This is a genomic window from Sediminibacterium sp. KACHI17, from assembly GCF_040362915.1.
Taxonomy (GTDB): Bacteria; Bacteroidota; Bacteroidia; order Chitinophagales; family Chitinophagaceae; genus Sediminibacterium.
In genome coordinates this window covers 2,705,554-2,721,692 of record NZ_AP029612.1, presented here as the reverse complement: position 1 = coordinate 2,721,692, position 16,139 = coordinate 2,705,554, and the positions used below count along the sequence as shown (strand labels likewise).

Sequence of the window (16,139 nt, the reverse complement as noted above, 5' to 3'; positions counted from 1 at the left end):
GTTGTTATACTTGTTGTTCAGGATTTGTAGTCCTGAATTTTGAAGTGAGGAAATAAATCAACATAAATCCACCCAATACTGCCAATCCTACAAGCGCAGTATCCGGTGTTTGCAAAGCGATACTGATACCAACAAACAAATACGCACTCATAAAGATCAATGGCATGATCGGATATAACTTCATTTTAAATATACCTGTACCATCCAAATGCTTGGTTCTTTTACGCAAAATAAAAATCGTAGCACTGGACGCAACCATGCCAAAGCAATCAAGGAAGATGGTAAAGTTGAGTATCTTATCAAATGTTTGCGCAAAAAATAAAATGACGATACACATGGCCGCAAAAACAGTTAGTGAGATCGTGAAGACCTGATTCTTCGGGTTTTGTCTGGAGAAAAATGCCGGCAAGGTCCGCTCCTGACTCATCGCATACATCACCCTTGGATTACTCATTAATAACGCATTGACATAAGCCAATACGCCGAAGAACAAGAAGAAAGAAAAGATATCTGCACCCCTTGCTCCAAATGTTTTTTCCATCACTACATAAGCGATCTCTCTTTCCCCTTTCATTTGATCAAAACCTACGATGGTATAATAACTTAGATTCACCAACAGATATAATCCAATAATAATGGCAATACCAATGAATATACCCCTTGGAATATTTTTTGCAGGCTGATTTACTTCATTTCCAAAATTGATGGTCTGCTGATACCCACCGTATGTAAAAGATACCGCAATTAAACTGATCCCTAAACTTTGTATCCAACTCATGGATTCACCGGTACTGGTAACTGCGTTAGATACAGTTACTGCAGTACTGCTATCATGTGGAAAGAACAATGCGAGTATCAATACTACGATCATCCCAATTTTGATCAACATCAAAATATTTTGCGCACGTGAACTCATACGAAGTCCCATAAGATTGATGCCATAGAAAAAAATGATCGCTACGCAACTGATCAGTGCTTTATGGGTATCATTCCAATCAAATCCGGGAAATAATTTGGTGATATAACCACTGCCAATCAGTGCAACGGCACTCAAACTCGCTGCATTACTAATAAGGATGATACAGTTAATGGCAAAAGCAATACTTGGATGATAAGCATAAGAGAATACTTTATAATAACCACCCGTTACCGGATACCGACTCCCGATCTCAGCATAAGTCAATGCTCCGCAGAGTGCTACAAATCCGCCCAGTATCCAGGCTGTAAAGTAAACAGAGGGTTCGATCGCATCTTTGGCACTTGTAGCCGCGGTTCTGAATATCCCCATACCGATCACCAGACCTACCACGATCATAGTGAAACTGAACAGATTGAGTTTTTGGTTTCCCTGCATAATAAATTGATATGGTGATAAATGTAAGGAAAAGATGGGTTATAGTTCATGGTCCATGGTCGATGGCTTATGGTTCATAGTAAAGAAAATAGGTTGGTATTTTTTTATTCTCTACTATCAACTATGGACTATGCACCATGGACTACCTCCACTTATCCCCTTTGCGTGTAAAACTTAATTTTCCGAAAACATACCAGCCCCTACTTTTGCTCCTGTATTTGGTTCTCGCTATATGCGGGATTAAAAGGGAAGTCCGGTGTAAATCCGGCGCTATCCCCGTAGCTGTAAGTTCTTGAATAGTGAGGAGTGAATAGTCAGTAGTGAATAGTGAGTGATACATTTATCACCAACATTCTATCACTCACTATTCACTACTAACCACTCACTAGAAAACGCTGTTGTTTCTACTAACCACTGTCTCCATAAGCGGGATGGGAAGGTTCAACAACAGAGAACAAGCCAGAAGACCTGCCAGACACAAACGTTCATTCACGGCTTTCGGGTGAAAAGCATGGAATGTAAATGCTGTCTGCAGCAGCTATTTATATTTCTCCGTTTTTTAAAATTTCCTGAAAGCTCATTGTTCAACCTTTTAACAAACAACAATGAGCAGAAAAATTACGCTCCTAGCATGCCTGCTGTCTGGCACTCAGGTATTTGCACAAAAAGACACTGTTACCCTTGATGAAGTAGTGGTAACTGCCAACAAAATAGAACAGAAACAAAGTACTACCGGCAAAGTGATCTCCGTGATCACCAAAGCGCAGATCGAAAAAAGTGGTGGCAAGACCATTTCCCAATTACTCAATGAACAAGCAGGTATCACTATCAATGGTGCTTTCAATAACACCGGTAGTGTTCAAACCGTTTATATGCGCGGTGCTTCCCCCGGAAGAACACTGATCATGATGGATGGCATTCCTTTGAATGATCCCTCAACCATCACAACAGACTTTGATCTCAATTTATTTTCTATCAACGATGTAGAAAGAATTGAAGTGTGCAGAGGCGCCCAATCTACTTTGTATGGTAGTGATGCCATTGCCGGCGTGGTGAATATCATCACGGTAAAAAAAGATGCTCAAAAAGCATTCAATGTAAAAGCAACTTTGAGTCAGGGTAATCTCGGTACTTCACGGAATAATATTCAATTGTATGGGAAGAAAAATAAATTCACCTACACCGCTCGTTACGCCCGATTGTTCACAAATGGATTTTCTTCTGCTTATGACAGCACAGGTATTCGCAATTACGACAAAGACAAATATGATGGTTCTGTTGCCAATGCTCAATTGATGTACCAGGCAAATGATCATTTATTGTTCAAAACATTTGTTATGTACAGTCAATATAAAACAGCGATTGATGCAGGTGTTTTCAATGATGATCGAGATTATAATATCAATAATAAATCATTGATCACAGGTACCGGTTTTCAATACAAAAAAGGTGTGCTGGCATTAACAGGTAATTATCAGTACAGTGAACTTCGACGCAACTATCGCAACGACAGTGCGCATAAAACCAGTACCATTTTTGAAGACAATACCTATAACGCCATTTCTCAATTTGCAGAATTATACAGTTCAGTGAGATTAGGTGCTGGCTTCACTTTACTCACAGGAATTGATTATCGCTATGGCTCTTATAACCAAGACTATTTCGCTATCAGTTCATTCGGCCCATTCAGAAGCAGGTTTCGTGATACTTCTATGTCACAAACGGCATTGTATGGTTCTTTGATCTATAGCAGTGCTGATAAAAAACTAAATATTGAACTCGGCGGCAGATACAATGATCATTCTCGTTATGGGAATAACGCTACGTATACGTTCAACCCATCTTATAGTATCAATGATGCTGTTCGTGTATTTGGTAGTATTTCTAGTGGATTCAAAACACCTTCTTTGTATCAGCTCAGTCTGAATGCAAATTTGAAAGCAGAGAAATCTGTGAACTATGAAGCAGGTATCAGTTATCAAGAAAAATCATTTGGAAGCCGATTGGTGTATTTCAACAGAAGAATCAACAATGGAATCGACTACAACTATATCACGTTCAACTATTTCAATTATGTAAAACAGATCGTGAATGGTTTAGAATGGGAAATGAATGCTAGACTTGGGAAAAAAGCAGGTATCACTGCCAACTATACATTGTTACTGAGCGAAGAATTGACCCAAAATCGTTTGACCACAAAAGACACCATTACTTATAACTATCTATTACGCAGACCCAAACACCATATCAACATAAGTGCGAATGTAGATGTGTGTAAAGGACTCAACCTCGCTGTTACGGGTAAATACGTTAGTCAGCGTTTTGATATTGGTGGTTTCCGCAGAGCAGATGTTTCATTGCCTTCTTATTTTATTCTCGGCGCTTCAGCTGATTACGTGCTGAATAACAGCGTTCGCTTCTTTGCTGATGCACAGAATATCACCGGCAAAAAATTCTTTGACGCTCGCGGATTCAATGCCATTCCATTTTTATTCAATGCCGGGGTGACGTTTAATTGGTAATAAGTAAAAAATCAAAAGTCAAAAGTGAAAGAGCATAATAATTAAATAGATGATTTACGCTACTATTTGCTATAAACTATAAGCCATTAGCTATTGTCACTTTTGACTTTTTCATTTTAAATTTTTATTCCATGACACATAAACACGAGATCAAGCATTGCCCACGTTGCACCAAAACATTCGAGTGTAAAGTGGGTAATATTCCTGCGTGTCAATGTAGTGGCCCTAAACTCAGTTACGAAGAACGTGTTTATATTGAAAGTAAATACACGGACTGTCTCTGCAAAAATTGCCTTGAAGCTTTACAGTTTGAATATAAGTTAGTGAGGAATCATGTTTTTAGATTTTGATAGCTTGTAGTGCATAGTCAGTAGCGAGTTAGGTCCAAGCTGTAGTTCTTAAAAAATTACTCACTGCTCACTACTGACTACTCACTATTCCCTACCTTAGTCTAAACTTCCGCCACCATGACCTTCCAACTCGACCATCTGCTGACCATTACATTTACTTTATTTGCGGTGATTGATATTGTAGGGTCAATTCCATTATTGATCTCTTTAAAGGAAAAGATGGGTGGCATACGTTCTACACAAGCCACAGTAATTTCCGGCGCTTTAATGATCCTATTTCTCTTTGCCGGAGAAGCATTTTTAAAAATACTGGGATTGGATATTCGCTCTTTTGCAGTAGGAGGCTCTGTCGTGATCTTTTTACTTGGATTGGAGATGGTTTTAGGACATGAGATCTTTAAAGGAGACAAAGACGCAAAGTCTGGCTCAGTGGTACCTATTGCATTTCCTATCATTGCAGGTAGCGGTACACTCACTACAGTGATGTCATTGAAAGCCAACTACGAAGAGCTCTATATTTTGAGTGGTATTCTCATTAACCTGGTAGTGGTATATATTGTCTTAAAATCTTTGAAGGTCATCGAAAGAGCACTTGGACAAGCAGGGTTACTGGCTGTACGAAAATTTTTCGGGGTAATCTTATTAGCCATTGCCGTAAAGATCTTCAGCAGCAATATTGCCGCTTTCGGAAAGTAATCCGAACTTCATGGTATCCGATACTTACGTAAACATATTGAACTCATTTTCTGGGTAATAGCACTCATTCTATTATTCTTTTTACCAGACATTGATCGCGGTACATCACTATGTCCTTCTCAGTTATTGGGATGGGGTAAATGTCCGGGTTGTGGTATTGGGCATGCTATTCATGATGCCTTACATTTTCGTTTTCGCTCTTCCATTCATCATCATCCATTGGGAATTGTGGCAGTAATTATTATATTTATAAGGATAAAGCAACTTATACAACCTTTACCCAAACAACATGAAACCCAACCTGTACAATCTGATCCCCGCTCTTGAAGGCGAAGAGCTGGTGTATTTACAAAACCTCACTGCTGATCTATCAGAAGAAAGACTGCAGAATTTTATTGCGGTTTACAATGGTAAAAGAAGAAAGACCGATCAAATACTGCTAGGCTGTATTTTGGGTTTTGTATTAGTGGCCGGTGTACAAAGATTCATGGTGCGACAAAACGGTATGGGGTTATTATACCTGTTTACAGGCGGACTTTGTTTCATTGGCACGATCGTAGATACCATCAATCACAAACAACTCACATTTGAATACAATAGTCAAATGGCGAGAGAGAGTTTAGCGATGGTACATGCTATGTTTTAATAATGGCAAGTTCGATATAACATCCGTAACCGTTGCTATCTACATTCATCTAACCTTCAAATAGCTATGGCTACATCATTCTGGGTCATCTCGATTATAGTGTTTACTATGACCGTATTGATTTGCATTCCGCCTGTAATCCGTTACTATAAAAAGGAATCAGGAAAATCATGGGAAAGGGATCGTAAGTTGAGTATTATTACGATTTTACGCGGAGGGTTACCGGTTTGCGCCTTATTAACCATCGGTATCATGTTAGCCATGAAGTTTTTCTTCTATTGATCATCTATTCCTTGCATTATAAGGTGATAAATAAAAAAATTATGCGAAAAATTATCAGCTGTCTTGTAGTATTTGTTTGCATTTCAATGACTGCGCAATCTCAAAATATCAAAAAGGAACTACGTCATGTAGTCTTATTTGGCTGGACCGCTAAAGCAGACACTGTTGCAATTGAAAAAATAATACGTGCATTCAAAGAGTTACCCAATCAAATTAAGACGATCAAGAGATTTGAATGGGGTGAGAACAATAGCCCTGAGAAATTGAATAATGGACTCACCCATTGTTTCCTACTCACTTTCTCGAGTGAAAAAGATCGTGATGACTATTTAATACATCCCGCTCATACAGCTTTCACCAAACTATTACCCGGGCTGCTTGAAAAAGTAACAGTAGTAGATTATTGGGTACAGTAATTTTTGATTAAGCTATATGATGGAACACGGATTATCATGAAAATCATGATAATCCGTGTTCCACTTTTAATCCTACTGCGGAATTAACATATATTCCAATTAGCAATTTTAAAAACTTCTTACTTTTAGCTAAGTCGTTAAAAGTATCAGTCATGGAACTTAAGTTTCATCAAAAAATTTCATCCCGCTATTTAGCCATCTTATTTGTCTTGGGTGGATTTCTTTTTACGCTTGTAAAAGATTTTAGTCAAACAGTTTTTACTGACTCTGCCTACTATTTCTCTGAATCTTTTTTATTCAGTAGTTTCTGGTGGTGGTTTATTCCTTTTTGTATCCTTCAAAATAAACTATTAGAGAAAGAGCCATTAAGTTTTAAATACCAGTTACTACTCTACCTTTTCTTTATTGGCATGCATTTATTTGTAAGTGCATTATTCATTGATCTCATCTCAGCCATTTTTTATGAACAAAGGTTTGTCTTCTGGAAAGGGATAGGATTTAGTATTTCAGAAAATGGATATTCCTTATTACTGCTATATGGACTTCCATTCTTTTTCAAATTATTGAGATCTCAACAAGTTGCTGCCGGATCATCAGTATCTGTTGGAGAAGTGCAACCTCATATAACTTTATACAGCCCATCCCTTATTGTACAAGAAGGAAATCAAAAAATTTTGATTGCAAAACAAGAGATACGGTATATTCAGTCAAGCCCCCCTTATGTGGTAATACAAACTAACGCTAGAAAACACTTATATAAAACTACACTTGGAAAGATACAAGAGGAATTACCAACCAATCAGTTCTTACGCATCCATAAATCCACCATTGTCAATGTACAAGAGATCGCTTCTTTTCGGTCGCGACAAAATGGCGATTACGATGTGACATTGAAAGACCAGACGCTTCTTCGCCTCAGCAGAAATTATGCGGCTGATTTCAAACGGGTTATGGGTAATAGTACTCAGGATACGCTATGATAGACTCCTTTCACCTCATTGCATTTGTTATAAGCTTTAGCTGAATTGAATTTTGTTAAAAAAATCATGCAATTCAATTCTATCATTTCTATTGCTATATCGTGTCTCTTACTACTCAACTCATGTAAAGCACAGCCTTCTTCACCTAATAATTCTCGTGTAGGTGGTAATTGCGAAACTTGTGAACTCATGTTTGAAGGAATACCGGCAAATATCAGATCTTCTGACACCAGTGCCGGTTGGTATGAGAATGCTCAAAAATTAATGATCACTGGAACAATTTTTCAGGCTGATGGGAAAACACCGGCACCTAATATTCTTATCTACTATTGGCACACGGATGCCAAAGGTTTGTATAGCAGTCGATCGGGCACCAATGAAAAAGCTTCGCAACATGGTTATTTACGTGGGTGGGTAAAATCTGATAGTAATGGACGATATATGATCCATACTTTGCGACCTGCACCCTACCCAAAGGAAAAAACACCTGCTCATATCCATGTACTTGTAAAAGAACCCAACATCTCAAATCCGTATTATGTAGATGATCTTGTTTTTGACGAAGACCCCTTATTAATAGAATACAGAAAAAATTATCCCTTCGAAGAAAGGGGAGGAAATGGAATACTCCGTGTATTACTCAACGGAAAAATACAAGTAGCGGAACATGATATCATACTTGGACTCAATATTCCCAATCATCCTGCTACAAAAGACCTACCCAAAGAATCAGGATTATCGATTGGTCAAGATCAACCATCTTTTATCCCCTATCATGCATATGGGCCTGATAAAGGTAGCAGAGCTTGTCCGGTTTGTAAATACGGGCGTTATCACGGAGTCATTTTCTACACGGGTAATCAACCCAACTGGCCTTCTATTCGACAATGGCTACAATTTCTTGAACGCAGTGCGGAACAATACAAGGATTCACTGAAGATCTATTTCGTGTATGGTGATGAAAGAAATTATAATGCTTCTGATAGACAGCAATACTTGGAATCTTTGGGGAAAGAATTGCAGCTACAAAGAACAGCACTCACTTATGTTCCATCTATGCATGATGAAGAAACGGAAGTCTACTTAAATAAAATAGATCCGAATGTAGAAAATACGATTATCATTTATAAATATCGAAGAATCGTGGGCAAATTCATCAATTTATCACCAACTGAAAATAACTTCAAAAAAATCAAAACTGTAATTGAAACATCAAAAGGGAAGTATTTTGGATTGATGGGATTACCTCATGACTGATGATGACTTGTACTAAAAAAAGCTACCTGGATCTTGTTATTTCATTCTTACTTTTTCTTTTGTGGCCTCGCCAGGAATCGAACCTGGATCTGGAGCTTCGGAAACTCTTATACTATCCATTGTACTACGAGGCCATAATATGAATCACGATTAAAAGAACTTTTCTAAACCTGTAGTTTGAGCTTCGTCCCCACAGTATTGTGGGGATTATACTATCCATTGTACTACGAGGCCATGATCTGGCTCAGAAAACTTGCTTTATCCGACAAAAATAACTGAATCTATATTAACTACCTGAATATCTCTTGTATGGCAGCTTTAAGAAAGATACTTGTTGGTACACTATTCATGATATGAAGATCATCCCATAAGCTTGTTTCATTGTCTAAAAAACGCAGTACCCTTTGCGGAGGATTTTTTCTGAAGATATCTGCAAATATCTTGTCCCCATTAAGTTTCTTATAGTGTAATACATGTAGCAGAACACTATCATACAATCGAAACTTTTTTACACCAAAGCTTCGGTCAGTATGCAAGGAATGATTATTTTTTAAACTGTTCACAATTGCTTCGGTTCTCTTCTGAATAAACTGAAAAGCATACCCACTACTTCCTTTAGCTTGTCCACCTGCGATACCGATATAAATCACCCTGCCATCAACAGACGGAAAAGTATGATTGGTCATGGGAATAATTCCAAACTCTTCGTGTTCAATGGTAAATGAATCTATGCCAAGATATTGAGAGAGATATTGAACGAGTGCTTCTTCATATTTTTCTTGCGGCAGTAGTTTTTCTGTAAACAAAGTATATTCCACCAACGCTTTATTCGCCGCTACAGGTAATACATACATGAATGTTGTGCCTTCTTCTTGAGACACTCTGAAATCCATGAAAGTCGCTTTACCCGAATCGAATACAGGTGTTGATGTTTCAATGACCCAACCCTTAAAATGTTGCAGTAGCATGTATTCATGAGCTGCTATTTTAGGTTCATGAAACAAAATGCTATTGAATATATAATCAGCGCTGATCTTGCCGGAAGGCAATGTCAATACAGCTTTACCATTTTCATTTCCGATACTCTTCACTTCTTCATAATGAAAATGAACATTGCTTTTTGTGATCGCTTTTCGTTGTACGGTCTGATAAAAATCAATCCCACGGATCATTTTATAACAATAAGGATCGATTTGTAGGGTAGTACAAAAATCTTTCGAGAAAAAATCCAATAACTGCCACTGATGATGCACGATCGGCTCGAAGAGACCTTGTTCCCTTTCCCAAAAACACCAGGTTCTGTCATTCTGCTGCTTGGGAGCTTTATCTACAACAAGAATTTGTTTATCGTCAAAAAACGGTTCTTCCATCATGCGCATGAGTAAACTCATGCCCGCAAGCCCTGAACCGGAGATGATATAGTCGTAGTGCGTAGTCAGTAGTGAATCGTGAATGGTGAGTAGTGAAATTATCGCTTTTGCATCATTTCATCTTTCCGTACTTTATCCCAATATTTTTTGGCAACGATAAGCATACCAAAACTTTCACCTTCATGTTTATCCAAATGCTTGTGATGCATTTTATGTGCCCATCGTATAGCACGTATATATCTGTTATTACTTCTGGTGAATAATTTGATTCTTTGGTGAATGATGATCTCGTGCACCAGAAAATAAGCAAACCCATACATGGCAATACCTGCTCCTATACTCACTACCCAATACACTTCATTCATACTTCCCAACATGATACACAACCAACTGGGTATTGCAAAAATGATGAAGAAAGCATCATTCTTCTCAAAAAAACCGGGACCTTTTTGATGATGGTCTTCATGCAGATACCATAAAAAACCATGCATAATATACCGATGGGTAAGCCAGGTAATGCCTTCCATGACACAAAAAGTAGCGAGTGTGATCAATATATATATCATATTACAAATGCCATCTGAGTGTTAAGAAAAACAGTAGCTGTATAATAAACAAATGTACCGCAAAATGGTTGGTCTTTTCGAAACGGAGATAACGGAAAAGCACGAGTAATGCAGCACTGATCAGAAACCAGCACAGATAATTAAAGAACGGGATCACTCCTCCCTCCCATTGCCAAAAACCGAGTTTCACTGCTACAGGCTCCATCACCCAATCGAACAATACGGTCAACAATGCCCCGTCTACTACTAGTGAGATGGTGATGATGTGCTTGGATAATCTTCCACCCGACTCTTCGTATCTCAAGCTCATCCAGTCTATCGCTTTTTGCATGATAATACCTGAACAATATACCATCACGAACCAGTTAACACCGATCAACCAAGGAACACCATTAAAATGAGGCCCCAGGACTTGTCCGTATTGATAACAACCAAAAAGTTTCCCGGTATTCACTCCGATCATTTCAGAACCCATGCCAGTTAAAAATGCAGCGAGTAAAAAAAGTAAGAAGGCTTTATTGGGTTTAGATTGATTCCAGATCAGCAGTGCTGCCATCAAGATGAGATTCAGTGGCGTATTCGCTATAAACCAATCCTTGTGATCAGTGTACAACATACCAACCAATCCACTTACATGGAAGAGAATGGCTAAAAAAGCTGATATGGTCAGTTTATACTTACTCAATGTTTTCTTCGTTTACGTGTATCGTCCTGTACAATATCGCTCATGATCTTTGCACTTTTCAAACACAAAGGTATACCACCGCCAGGATGTACACTTCCACCAACAAAGTACAATCCTTCCAGCTGTCCTGAAAAATTTGGATGTCTTAGGAAAGCCGCCATTTTTGAATTAGAACTGGTGCCATATAAGGATCCTTGATAAGATCCTGTTTTTGTTTCGATCAGGACGGGATCAAGGACATCTTCCGTTTCAATGAGAGCTTCAACATTTGTTTGCAACATGCGATTTAGCTTGTCAATAATGGCTTTACGATATTGATTTTTTAAAGCAGGCCAATCCTGACCAACATTTGCAGGTGCATTCACCATCACAAACCAATTCTCTTTCCCATCCGGAGCTTGTTTACCCGGTTCACATTTGGAAGTGATATTGATGTATACAGTTGGATCATCATATGCTTTCTTCAATCGAAACAAATGATCGAATTCCCGTTGGTAATTATTGCTGAAAAAGATATTGTGCAATCCTAATTGCGAAAATGATTGATTGATACCCCAGTAAAAAATCAGTGCACTGCTGCTTCTTTCCTGTTTTAATATTTTTTTGGCTTTGTTGGGATCATTCAACAATCGTAAGTAAGTAAAATAGACATCTACATTACTTACGATAATATCAGCCGTGATATTTTTACCCGCAACAACTACACCAATAGCTTTTTGATTATGTCTGATGATCCTCTCTACCGGCTGATTGAAATGAAAAACCACCCCTTTCTTGATTGCCAATCGATATAATGCATTGGTGATACTGATCATGCCGCCTTCAGGATAGAAAGTACCTTCATTGTGTTCCAGATGCGGAATCAAACTCAGCATGCCCGGCGCTTGATAAGGGTTACTGCCATTATACGTAGCATAGCGATTGAATAGCTGTACTACTTTCTCACTCCGGAATATTTTTTGATTGACCTGGTGCATACTTTTCATGAGATGCGACAAACGAACGGTCTTGATTGCTTTTCCAATATTTGCTTTGATCAAAGTCTTTCGCTTGTGAAGCGAATGATTCAGAAAAATATTGGCCACCCCATCATACAATTTACCAGAAGTATGTAAGTATGTTTTTAAATGATGAGCAGGCTCTCCTGTCTTTTGTTGCAGCTCAGCAGCAAAAACATCTATATCCGCTGCTGCACGGATTATGGTGCCATCTTCATAGAAATAATGACATGAATGATCCATTTTTCTGTATTGAAAATATGCTGCAATGGGTTCTCCAGCCAGTTCAAATAACTCTTCTATGTTAGCAGGCTGTGTAAATAAACTGGGGCCTGTATCAAAATGATAGCCTTTTGTTTCGAAGTATCCCAACTTACCACCGGGCTGACCAGATTGTTCATATACCTGTACATCATACCCCTGAACAGCCAATCTGATCGCTGCTGCCATTCCTGCTACGCCAGATCCAATGATAATGGCTCTTGGAGATGATTGCATGATCAAATGTTTTGTTGTTTCAAATACCATTCACGCACTTTTGGAAATGCAATATGAAACCAGACAGTAAAATTATCGGGATCTTTTTGGAGCATTTCATCTATGACCGCTAAAGAATAATACGCATAGCTTTCAACTTCATCCGCATTCGGTTCAATCACCCCATTGTAGCTCCCTGTAAATACATGATCAAATTCATATTCTGTTAATCCATTACTGAATGGGGCCTTATAAGTAAAATCAAATGCTTTGGATAATACGGTTTCAAACCCCATCTCCTCTTTAAGTCTGCGAAGTGCGGCATCAGCTACGGTTTCGCCGGGACGAGGGTGACTACAACAGGTATTGGTCCAGAGTCCACCACTGTGATACTTGGTAACCGCTCTCTGCTGCAGTAGTAATTCATGGCGATCATTGAAGATGAATACACTGAAAGCACGATGTAGCAAAGCCTTTTCATGTGCCTCCATTTTTTCCATGACGCCCAGTTCAACATCCTGCTCGTTAACAAGTATCACCTGTTCCATACATTAAAAATAAGTCTTCCGGCTTTGTGAGGCTATAGTAAATTCAACTGACTACGGATACCGGCTTTTGCCAAAATGAATACTTTACCATAATCGGGTATTCTGATACGCTCTTCCATGATCTTTTGCGGCCGAACTTTTTTGATCTTTTTGAAGAGTGAGAGATAATATTTATACGCTACATAGACTCCGAAGCGCGCTTTCATTGGAAGCAGCAAGATTCCTTCATAAGCATGATCAAAATCTTTCTGAATATCCGCCTCAATAGCAGCTTTATCTGCTGAAGTAAAATTTCTGAAATCACAACCCGGAAAATAAACACGCTCTAGTCCTTCGTAATCAGCTTTCAGGTCGCGCAGAAAATTGACTTTCTGAAAAGCCGCACCCAGGCTCCTTGCATAAGGTTTGAGTTGCTCGTACATTTTTTTATCCCCTTCACAGAATACAAACAAACACATCAAACCAACTACTTCTGCACTGCCATATATGTATTGCTCATATCCTGCACGATCATACTTGCGTTGATCGAGGTCTAATTCCATGCTATACAAAAACGCATCGATCAGTTCTTTGTCGATACCAAATTGGTTCACGGTGATCTGAAAGCTATGGAGAATAGGATTCATGCTGATGCCTTTCTCAATGGCATCATAAGTTGCTTGTTTGAATTCTTGCAGTAATACTGCCTTATCAAAATCATGAAATGTATCAACGATCTCATCCGCAAAGCGAACAAAACCATAAATATTAAAGATGGGTGTACGCAGGTCTTTATGCAACAACCTTATGGCCGAAGAAAAACTAGTACTGTATTTTTCTGTCGTGATCCTGCTGCACTCCTGACTTACTTCATGAAACAGATTGATCATGGGTTGTGTTTTTGCTGATGACCATTGGTTTTGGTCTATTGAAATATATTTTATCCAAATGCTTTTATTACTTCTCCCGCCACAACTTCTCCGCTGATCAGGCTGGGGGGTACCCCGGGCCCTGGTACGGTCAGTTGGCCGGTATAGAACAGATTCTTCACTTTCTTGCTCCTACAGCCTGGTTTTAAAACAGCAGTTTGGCGTAAAGTGTTCGCTAAACCATAGGCATTTCCACGAAAGGCATTGTATTCAGATACGAAATCGCTGTGGGCAAAGGATTTTTTATAAATGATGGCCTCTCTGACTGATTGTCCAAGCTGTTTTTCCAGCCTGTCGATCACTTTATCGAAGTACGCTTCGCGTCTTTCTTCAGTATCGTCACTTAATCCGGTAGCCACAGGTATCAGCAGAAATAGATTTTCACAACCCTCTGGTGCCACCGTAGGATCGGTGACAGAAGTAGCACTCATATAAAACAGTGGATCTGAAGGCCACTCACGCGTAGTATAAATTTCTTTGCCATGCACTTCAAAAGAGGTATCAAAGAAAAGGGTATGGTGGTGGATATCATTCAGGCGTTTGTTCAGCCCTACATAATACAACAGACAACTAGGTGCCATCACACGTTTATCCCAATATTGTTTGGAATAAGTTTGAAATTCTTCCGGTAGTAATCCTGTTTCAATGTGATGGTAATCGGCACCTCCAATGACTACATCAGCAGTGTAATGACCTTTTTTGGTCACAACTTCTTTTACCGCATTTTTTTGGATCGAGATCGTAGTCACTTCTTCTTCAAAGCGAAATTCAACGCCCAATTCTACCGCCAGGTCATACATTGCTTTTACAATTTGAAACATACCGCCATCGGGATACCAAGTACCTCCTTTTATATCGGCATAATTCATAAGACTATACAAAGCGGGTGTATCTTCCGGTAAAGCACCTAAAAACAGTACCGGGAACTCCATCAACTCCTTGAGTTTCGGATTTGAGAAGTGTTTGGCAACATGTGATTTGATAGAATTGAAAACATCCAATCTGAACACACCGGTGATCAATTCCCAATCAAGAAATTCGGTGAGTGATTGTCCGGGTTTGTATACCAACTTTTGAATGCCCACTTCATATTTATACGCTGCCTCTTTTAAAAATTTATCCAACTGAACAGCGCTACCCGGTTCAATCTCGTCGAATAATTTTCTAAGTGCTTCATAATCGGCAGGAATATCTACCGGACCATCAGGCCAGTAAACACGATACGACGGATCAAGTCTTTTGAGATGATAGTAATCAGATACTTTTTTCCCGAACTGATTGAAATAACGTTCAAATACATCGGGCATCCAATACCAGCTTGGACCCATATCAAAGGTAAAACCAGCTTCAGAGAATTGACGGGCACGACCTCCGGGTGTGGTATGTTTTTCCAAAACGGTAACTTTCCATCCTGCTTTTGCCATGAAAGAGGCAGCAGAAAGACCGGCGAAACCGCTTCCGATAATAATGACAGACTTGCTCACTCGACTAGTAAATTAGACAAAAAAGTTAATACCGCTGTAATTGGTTTTTGAGCAGCTTTCGTGCAAAGTGGATACGACTTTTGATGGTTCCTAAAGGCTCTCCCAGCATATCCGCTATTTCATGGTATTTGAATCCGTCGAAATACAATAAAAAAGGATTGCGGAAAATTTCGGGAAGGTTGTGGATCGCCTCCTGCACTTCTTTGAGATTGATCTTCGCTACCGCATCATTGGCTACCGCACCTTGATTCAAATTCAGCAAAAACTCATTGGGAGTGCTGTCGAAAATGGTAGACTGTTTAGCCTTCCGGCGATAGTTATTGATGAAAATATTGCGCATGATCGTATACAACCATGCTTTGATGTTGGTACCTACATTGTATTTATCCTTATTCGCAAGCGCTCTGTACATGGTCTCTTGTACCAGGTCTTTTGCAGCTTCCGTATCACGGGTAAGTGTGATAGCAAAAGGCTTTAAGAACTCCGTATTGTTCAACAGCATCTGATTAAATTCCAATGTAGACATAAACAGTGTGTTTAATTATTTAGACTATAAAATTAAACATTAAAGTGCTACCCTTCCAAACTTTTGTTTAAATA

18 protein-coding genes, 1 tRNA gene and 1 riboswitch are annotated in these 16,139 nt (G+C 39.0%); of the genes, 9 read left to right on the top strand and 10 right to left on the bottom strand.

All coding sequences use genetic code 11. The features are described from left to right. Window positions 1-4 precede the first annotated feature (4 nt). Window positions 5-1,354, bottom strand: a complete 1,350-nt coding sequence (locus tag ABXG83_RS12085) for an APC family permease (protein WP_353549122.1) — start codon at window positions 1,352-1,354, stop codon at window positions 5-7. A gap of 202 nt (window positions 1,355-1,556) precedes the next feature. Beyond that, window positions 1,557-1,845: riboswitch (cobalamin riboswitch) on the top strand. Between the two features lie 114 nt (window positions 1,846-1,959). On the opposite strand from ABXG83_RS12085, the gene ABXG83_RS12080 reads away from it, so the two are divergent. The 9 genes from ABXG83_RS12080 (at window position 1,960) to ABXG83_RS12040 (ending at window position 8,503) form a co-directional block, all read left to right on the top strand. Further along, a complete protein-coding gene (locus tag ABXG83_RS12080) occupies window positions 1,960-3,876 on the top strand; it encodes a TonB-dependent receptor (RefSeq protein ID WP_353549121.1) in 1,917 nt (638 codons plus the stop codon). Window positions 3,877-4,007: 131 nt separating this feature from the next. Then, window positions 4,008-4,226 (top strand): cysteine-rich CWC family protein, encoded by a 219-nt coding sequence (locus tag ABXG83_RS12075; RefSeq protein ID WP_322196495.1) that lies wholly within the window; start codon window positions 4,008-4,010, stop codon window positions 4,224-4,226. A 117-nt stretch (window positions 4,227-4,343) separates the two neighbouring features. Further along, window positions 4,344-4,922 carry a MarC family protein gene (locus ABXG83_RS12070; RefSeq protein WP_353549120.1) on the top strand — a complete coding sequence of 193 codons (579 nt, stop codon included), beginning with the start codon at window positions 4,344-4,346 and terminating at the stop codon, window positions 4,920-4,922. A 15-nt stretch (window positions 4,923-4,937) separates the two neighbouring features. Continuing rightward, window positions 4,938-5,249 carry a DUF2752 domain-containing protein gene (locus tag ABXG83_RS12065; RefSeq protein WP_353550766.1) on the top strand — a complete coding sequence of 104 codons (312 nt, stop codon included), beginning with the start codon at window positions 4,938-4,940 and terminating at the stop codon, window positions 5,247-5,249. Beyond that, window positions 5,212-5,568, top strand: coding sequence for a TM2 domain-containing protein (locus ABXG83_RS12060; RefSeq protein WP_353549119.1), 357 nt, complete (start codon window positions 5,212-5,214; stop codon window positions 5,566-5,568). The genes ABXG83_RS12065 and ABXG83_RS12060 overlap by 38 nt, the downstream gene beginning before the upstream one ends. Before the next feature lie 108 nt (window positions 5,569-5,676). Beyond that, window positions 5,677-5,850 (top strand): hypothetical protein, encoded by a 174-nt coding sequence (locus tag ABXG83_RS12055; protein WP_353549118.1) that lies wholly within the window; start codon window positions 5,677-5,679, stop codon window positions 5,848-5,850. Between the two features lie 41 nt (window positions 5,851-5,891). Further along, on the top strand, window positions 5,892-6,266 hold the full coding sequence (locus tag ABXG83_RS12050) for a Dabb family protein (RefSeq protein WP_353549117.1): 375 nt from the start codon (window positions 5,892-5,894) through the stop codon (window positions 6,264-6,266). A gap of 152 nt (window positions 6,267-6,418) precedes the next feature. Next, complete coding sequence (locus tag ABXG83_RS12045; RefSeq protein ID WP_353549116.1) at window positions 6,419-7,246, top strand: LytTR family DNA-binding domain-containing protein; 828 nt, start codon at window positions 6,419-6,421, stop codon at window positions 7,244-7,246. A 189-nt stretch (window positions 7,247-7,435) separates the two neighbouring features. Next, a complete protein-coding gene (locus ABXG83_RS12040) occupies window positions 7,436-8,503 on the top strand; it encodes a hypothetical protein (protein ID WP_353549115.1) in 1,068 nt (355 codons plus the stop codon). Window positions 8,504-8,565: 62 nt separating this feature from the next. Here the strand turns inward: ABXG83_RS12040 and ABXG83_RS12035 are convergent. The 9 genes from ABXG83_RS12035 to ABXG83_RS11995 form a co-directional block, all read right to left on the bottom strand. Next, window positions 8,566-8,637, bottom strand: a tRNA-Arg gene (locus ABXG83_RS12035). Between the two features lie 156 nt (window positions 8,638-8,793). Beyond that, on the bottom strand, window positions 8,794-9,918 hold the full coding sequence (locus ABXG83_RS12030) for a lycopene cyclase family protein (protein WP_353550765.1): 1,125 nt from the start codon (window positions 9,916-9,918) through the stop codon (window positions 8,794-8,796). A 53-nt stretch (window positions 9,919-9,971) separates the two neighbouring features. Next, window positions 9,972-10,439: a beta-carotene hydroxylase gene (locus tag ABXG83_RS12025; RefSeq protein WP_353549114.1), complete on the bottom strand. Its 468-nt coding sequence runs from the start codon at window positions 10,437-10,439 to the stop codon at window positions 9,972-9,974. 1 nt (window position 10,440) lies between these two features. Then, the gene (locus ABXG83_RS12020) at window positions 10,441-11,124 is read right to left on the bottom strand and encodes a carotenoid biosynthesis protein (RefSeq protein WP_353549113.1); all 684 of its coding nucleotides are present in this window, start codon (window positions 11,122-11,124) and stop codon (window positions 10,441-10,443) included. Continuing rightward, on the bottom strand, window positions 11,121-12,620 hold the full coding sequence (gene crtD, locus ABXG83_RS12015) for a 1-hydroxycarotenoid 3,4-desaturase CrtD (protein WP_353549112.1): 1,500 nt from the start codon (window positions 12,618-12,620) through the stop codon (window positions 11,121-11,123). Before crtD ends, ABXG83_RS12020 begins: the two co-directional genes overlap by 4 nt. Before the next feature lie 2 nt (window positions 12,621-12,622). Then, entirely contained in the window at window positions 12,623-13,147 is a 525-nt protein-coding gene (idi, locus tag ABXG83_RS12010; protein WP_353549111.1) for an isopentenyl-diphosphate Delta-isomerase, read from the bottom strand. 32 nt (window positions 13,148-13,179) lie between these two features. Beyond that, entirely contained in the window at window positions 13,180-14,016 is an 837-nt protein-coding gene (locus ABXG83_RS12005) for a phytoene/squalene synthase family protein (protein WP_353549110.1), read from the bottom strand. A 50-nt stretch (window positions 14,017-14,066) separates the two neighbouring features. Beyond that, the gene (gene crtI, locus ABXG83_RS12000) at window positions 14,067-15,539 is read right to left on the bottom strand and encodes a phytoene desaturase family protein (RefSeq protein WP_353549109.1); all 1,473 of its coding nucleotides are present in this window, start codon (window positions 15,537-15,539) and stop codon (window positions 14,067-14,069) included. A 25-nt stretch (window positions 15,540-15,564) separates the two neighbouring features. Next, window positions 15,565-16,065, bottom strand: coding sequence for an RNA polymerase sigma factor (locus ABXG83_RS11995; RefSeq protein ID WP_353549108.1), 501 nt, complete (start codon window positions 16,063-16,065; stop codon window positions 15,565-15,567). Between the last annotated feature and the right edge of the window lie 74 nt (window positions 16,066-16,139).

What these genes read in the sequence shown, in the direction of transcription:
- ABXG83_RS12085 (WP_353549122.1), bottom strand. Translation starts at nt 1,354, where the DNA reads ATGCAGGGAAACCAAAAACTCAATCTGTTCAGTTTCACTATGATCGTG.
- ABXG83_RS12080 (WP_353549121.1), top strand. Translation starts at nt 1,960, where the DNA reads ATGAGCAGAAAAATTACGCTCCTAGCATGCCTGCTGTCTGGCACTCAG.
- ABXG83_RS12075 (WP_322196495.1), top strand. Translation starts at nt 4,008, where the DNA reads ATGACACATAAACACGAGATCAAGCATTGCCCACGTTGCACCAAAACA.
- ABXG83_RS12070 (WP_353549120.1), top strand. Translation starts at nt 4,344, where the DNA reads ATGACCTTCCAACTCGACCATCTGCTGACCATTACATTTACTTTATTT.
- ABXG83_RS12060 (WP_353549119.1), top strand. Translation starts at nt 5,212, where the DNA reads ATGAAACCCAACCTGTACAATCTGATCCCCGCTCTTGAAGGCGAAGAG.
- ABXG83_RS12055 (WP_353549118.1), top strand. Translation starts at nt 5,677, where the DNA reads ATGACCGTATTGATTTGCATTCCGCCTGTAATCCGTTACTATAAAAAG.
- ABXG83_RS12050 (WP_353549117.1), top strand. Translation starts at nt 5,892, where the DNA reads ATGCGAAAAATTATCAGCTGTCTTGTAGTATTTGTTTGCATTTCAATG.
- ABXG83_RS12045 (WP_353549116.1), top strand. Translation starts at nt 6,419, where the DNA reads ATGGAACTTAAGTTTCATCAAAAAATTTCATCCCGCTATTTAGCCATC.
- ABXG83_RS12040 (WP_353549115.1), top strand. Translation starts at nt 7,436, where the DNA reads ATGTTTGAAGGAATACCGGCAAATATCAGATCTTCTGACACCAGTGCC.
- ABXG83_RS12025 (WP_353549114.1), bottom strand. Translation starts at nt 10,439, where the DNA reads ATGATATATATATTGATCACACTCGCTACTTTTTGTGTCATGGAAGGC.
- crtD (WP_353549112.1), bottom strand. Translation starts at nt 12,620, where the DNA reads ATGCAATCATCTCCAAGAGCCATTATCATTGGATCTGGCGTAGCAGGA.
- idi (WP_353549111.1), bottom strand. Translation starts at nt 13,147, where the DNA reads ATGGAACAGGTGATACTTGTTAACGAGCAGGATGTTGAACTGGGCGTC.
- ABXG83_RS12005 (WP_353549110.1), bottom strand. Translation starts at nt 14,016, where the DNA reads ATGATCAATCTGTTTCATGAAGTAAGTCAGGAGTGCAGCAGGATCACG.
- ABXG83_RS11995 (WP_353549108.1), bottom strand. Translation starts at nt 16,065, where the DNA reads ATGTCTACATTGGAATTTAATCAGATGCTGTTGAACAATACGGAGTTC.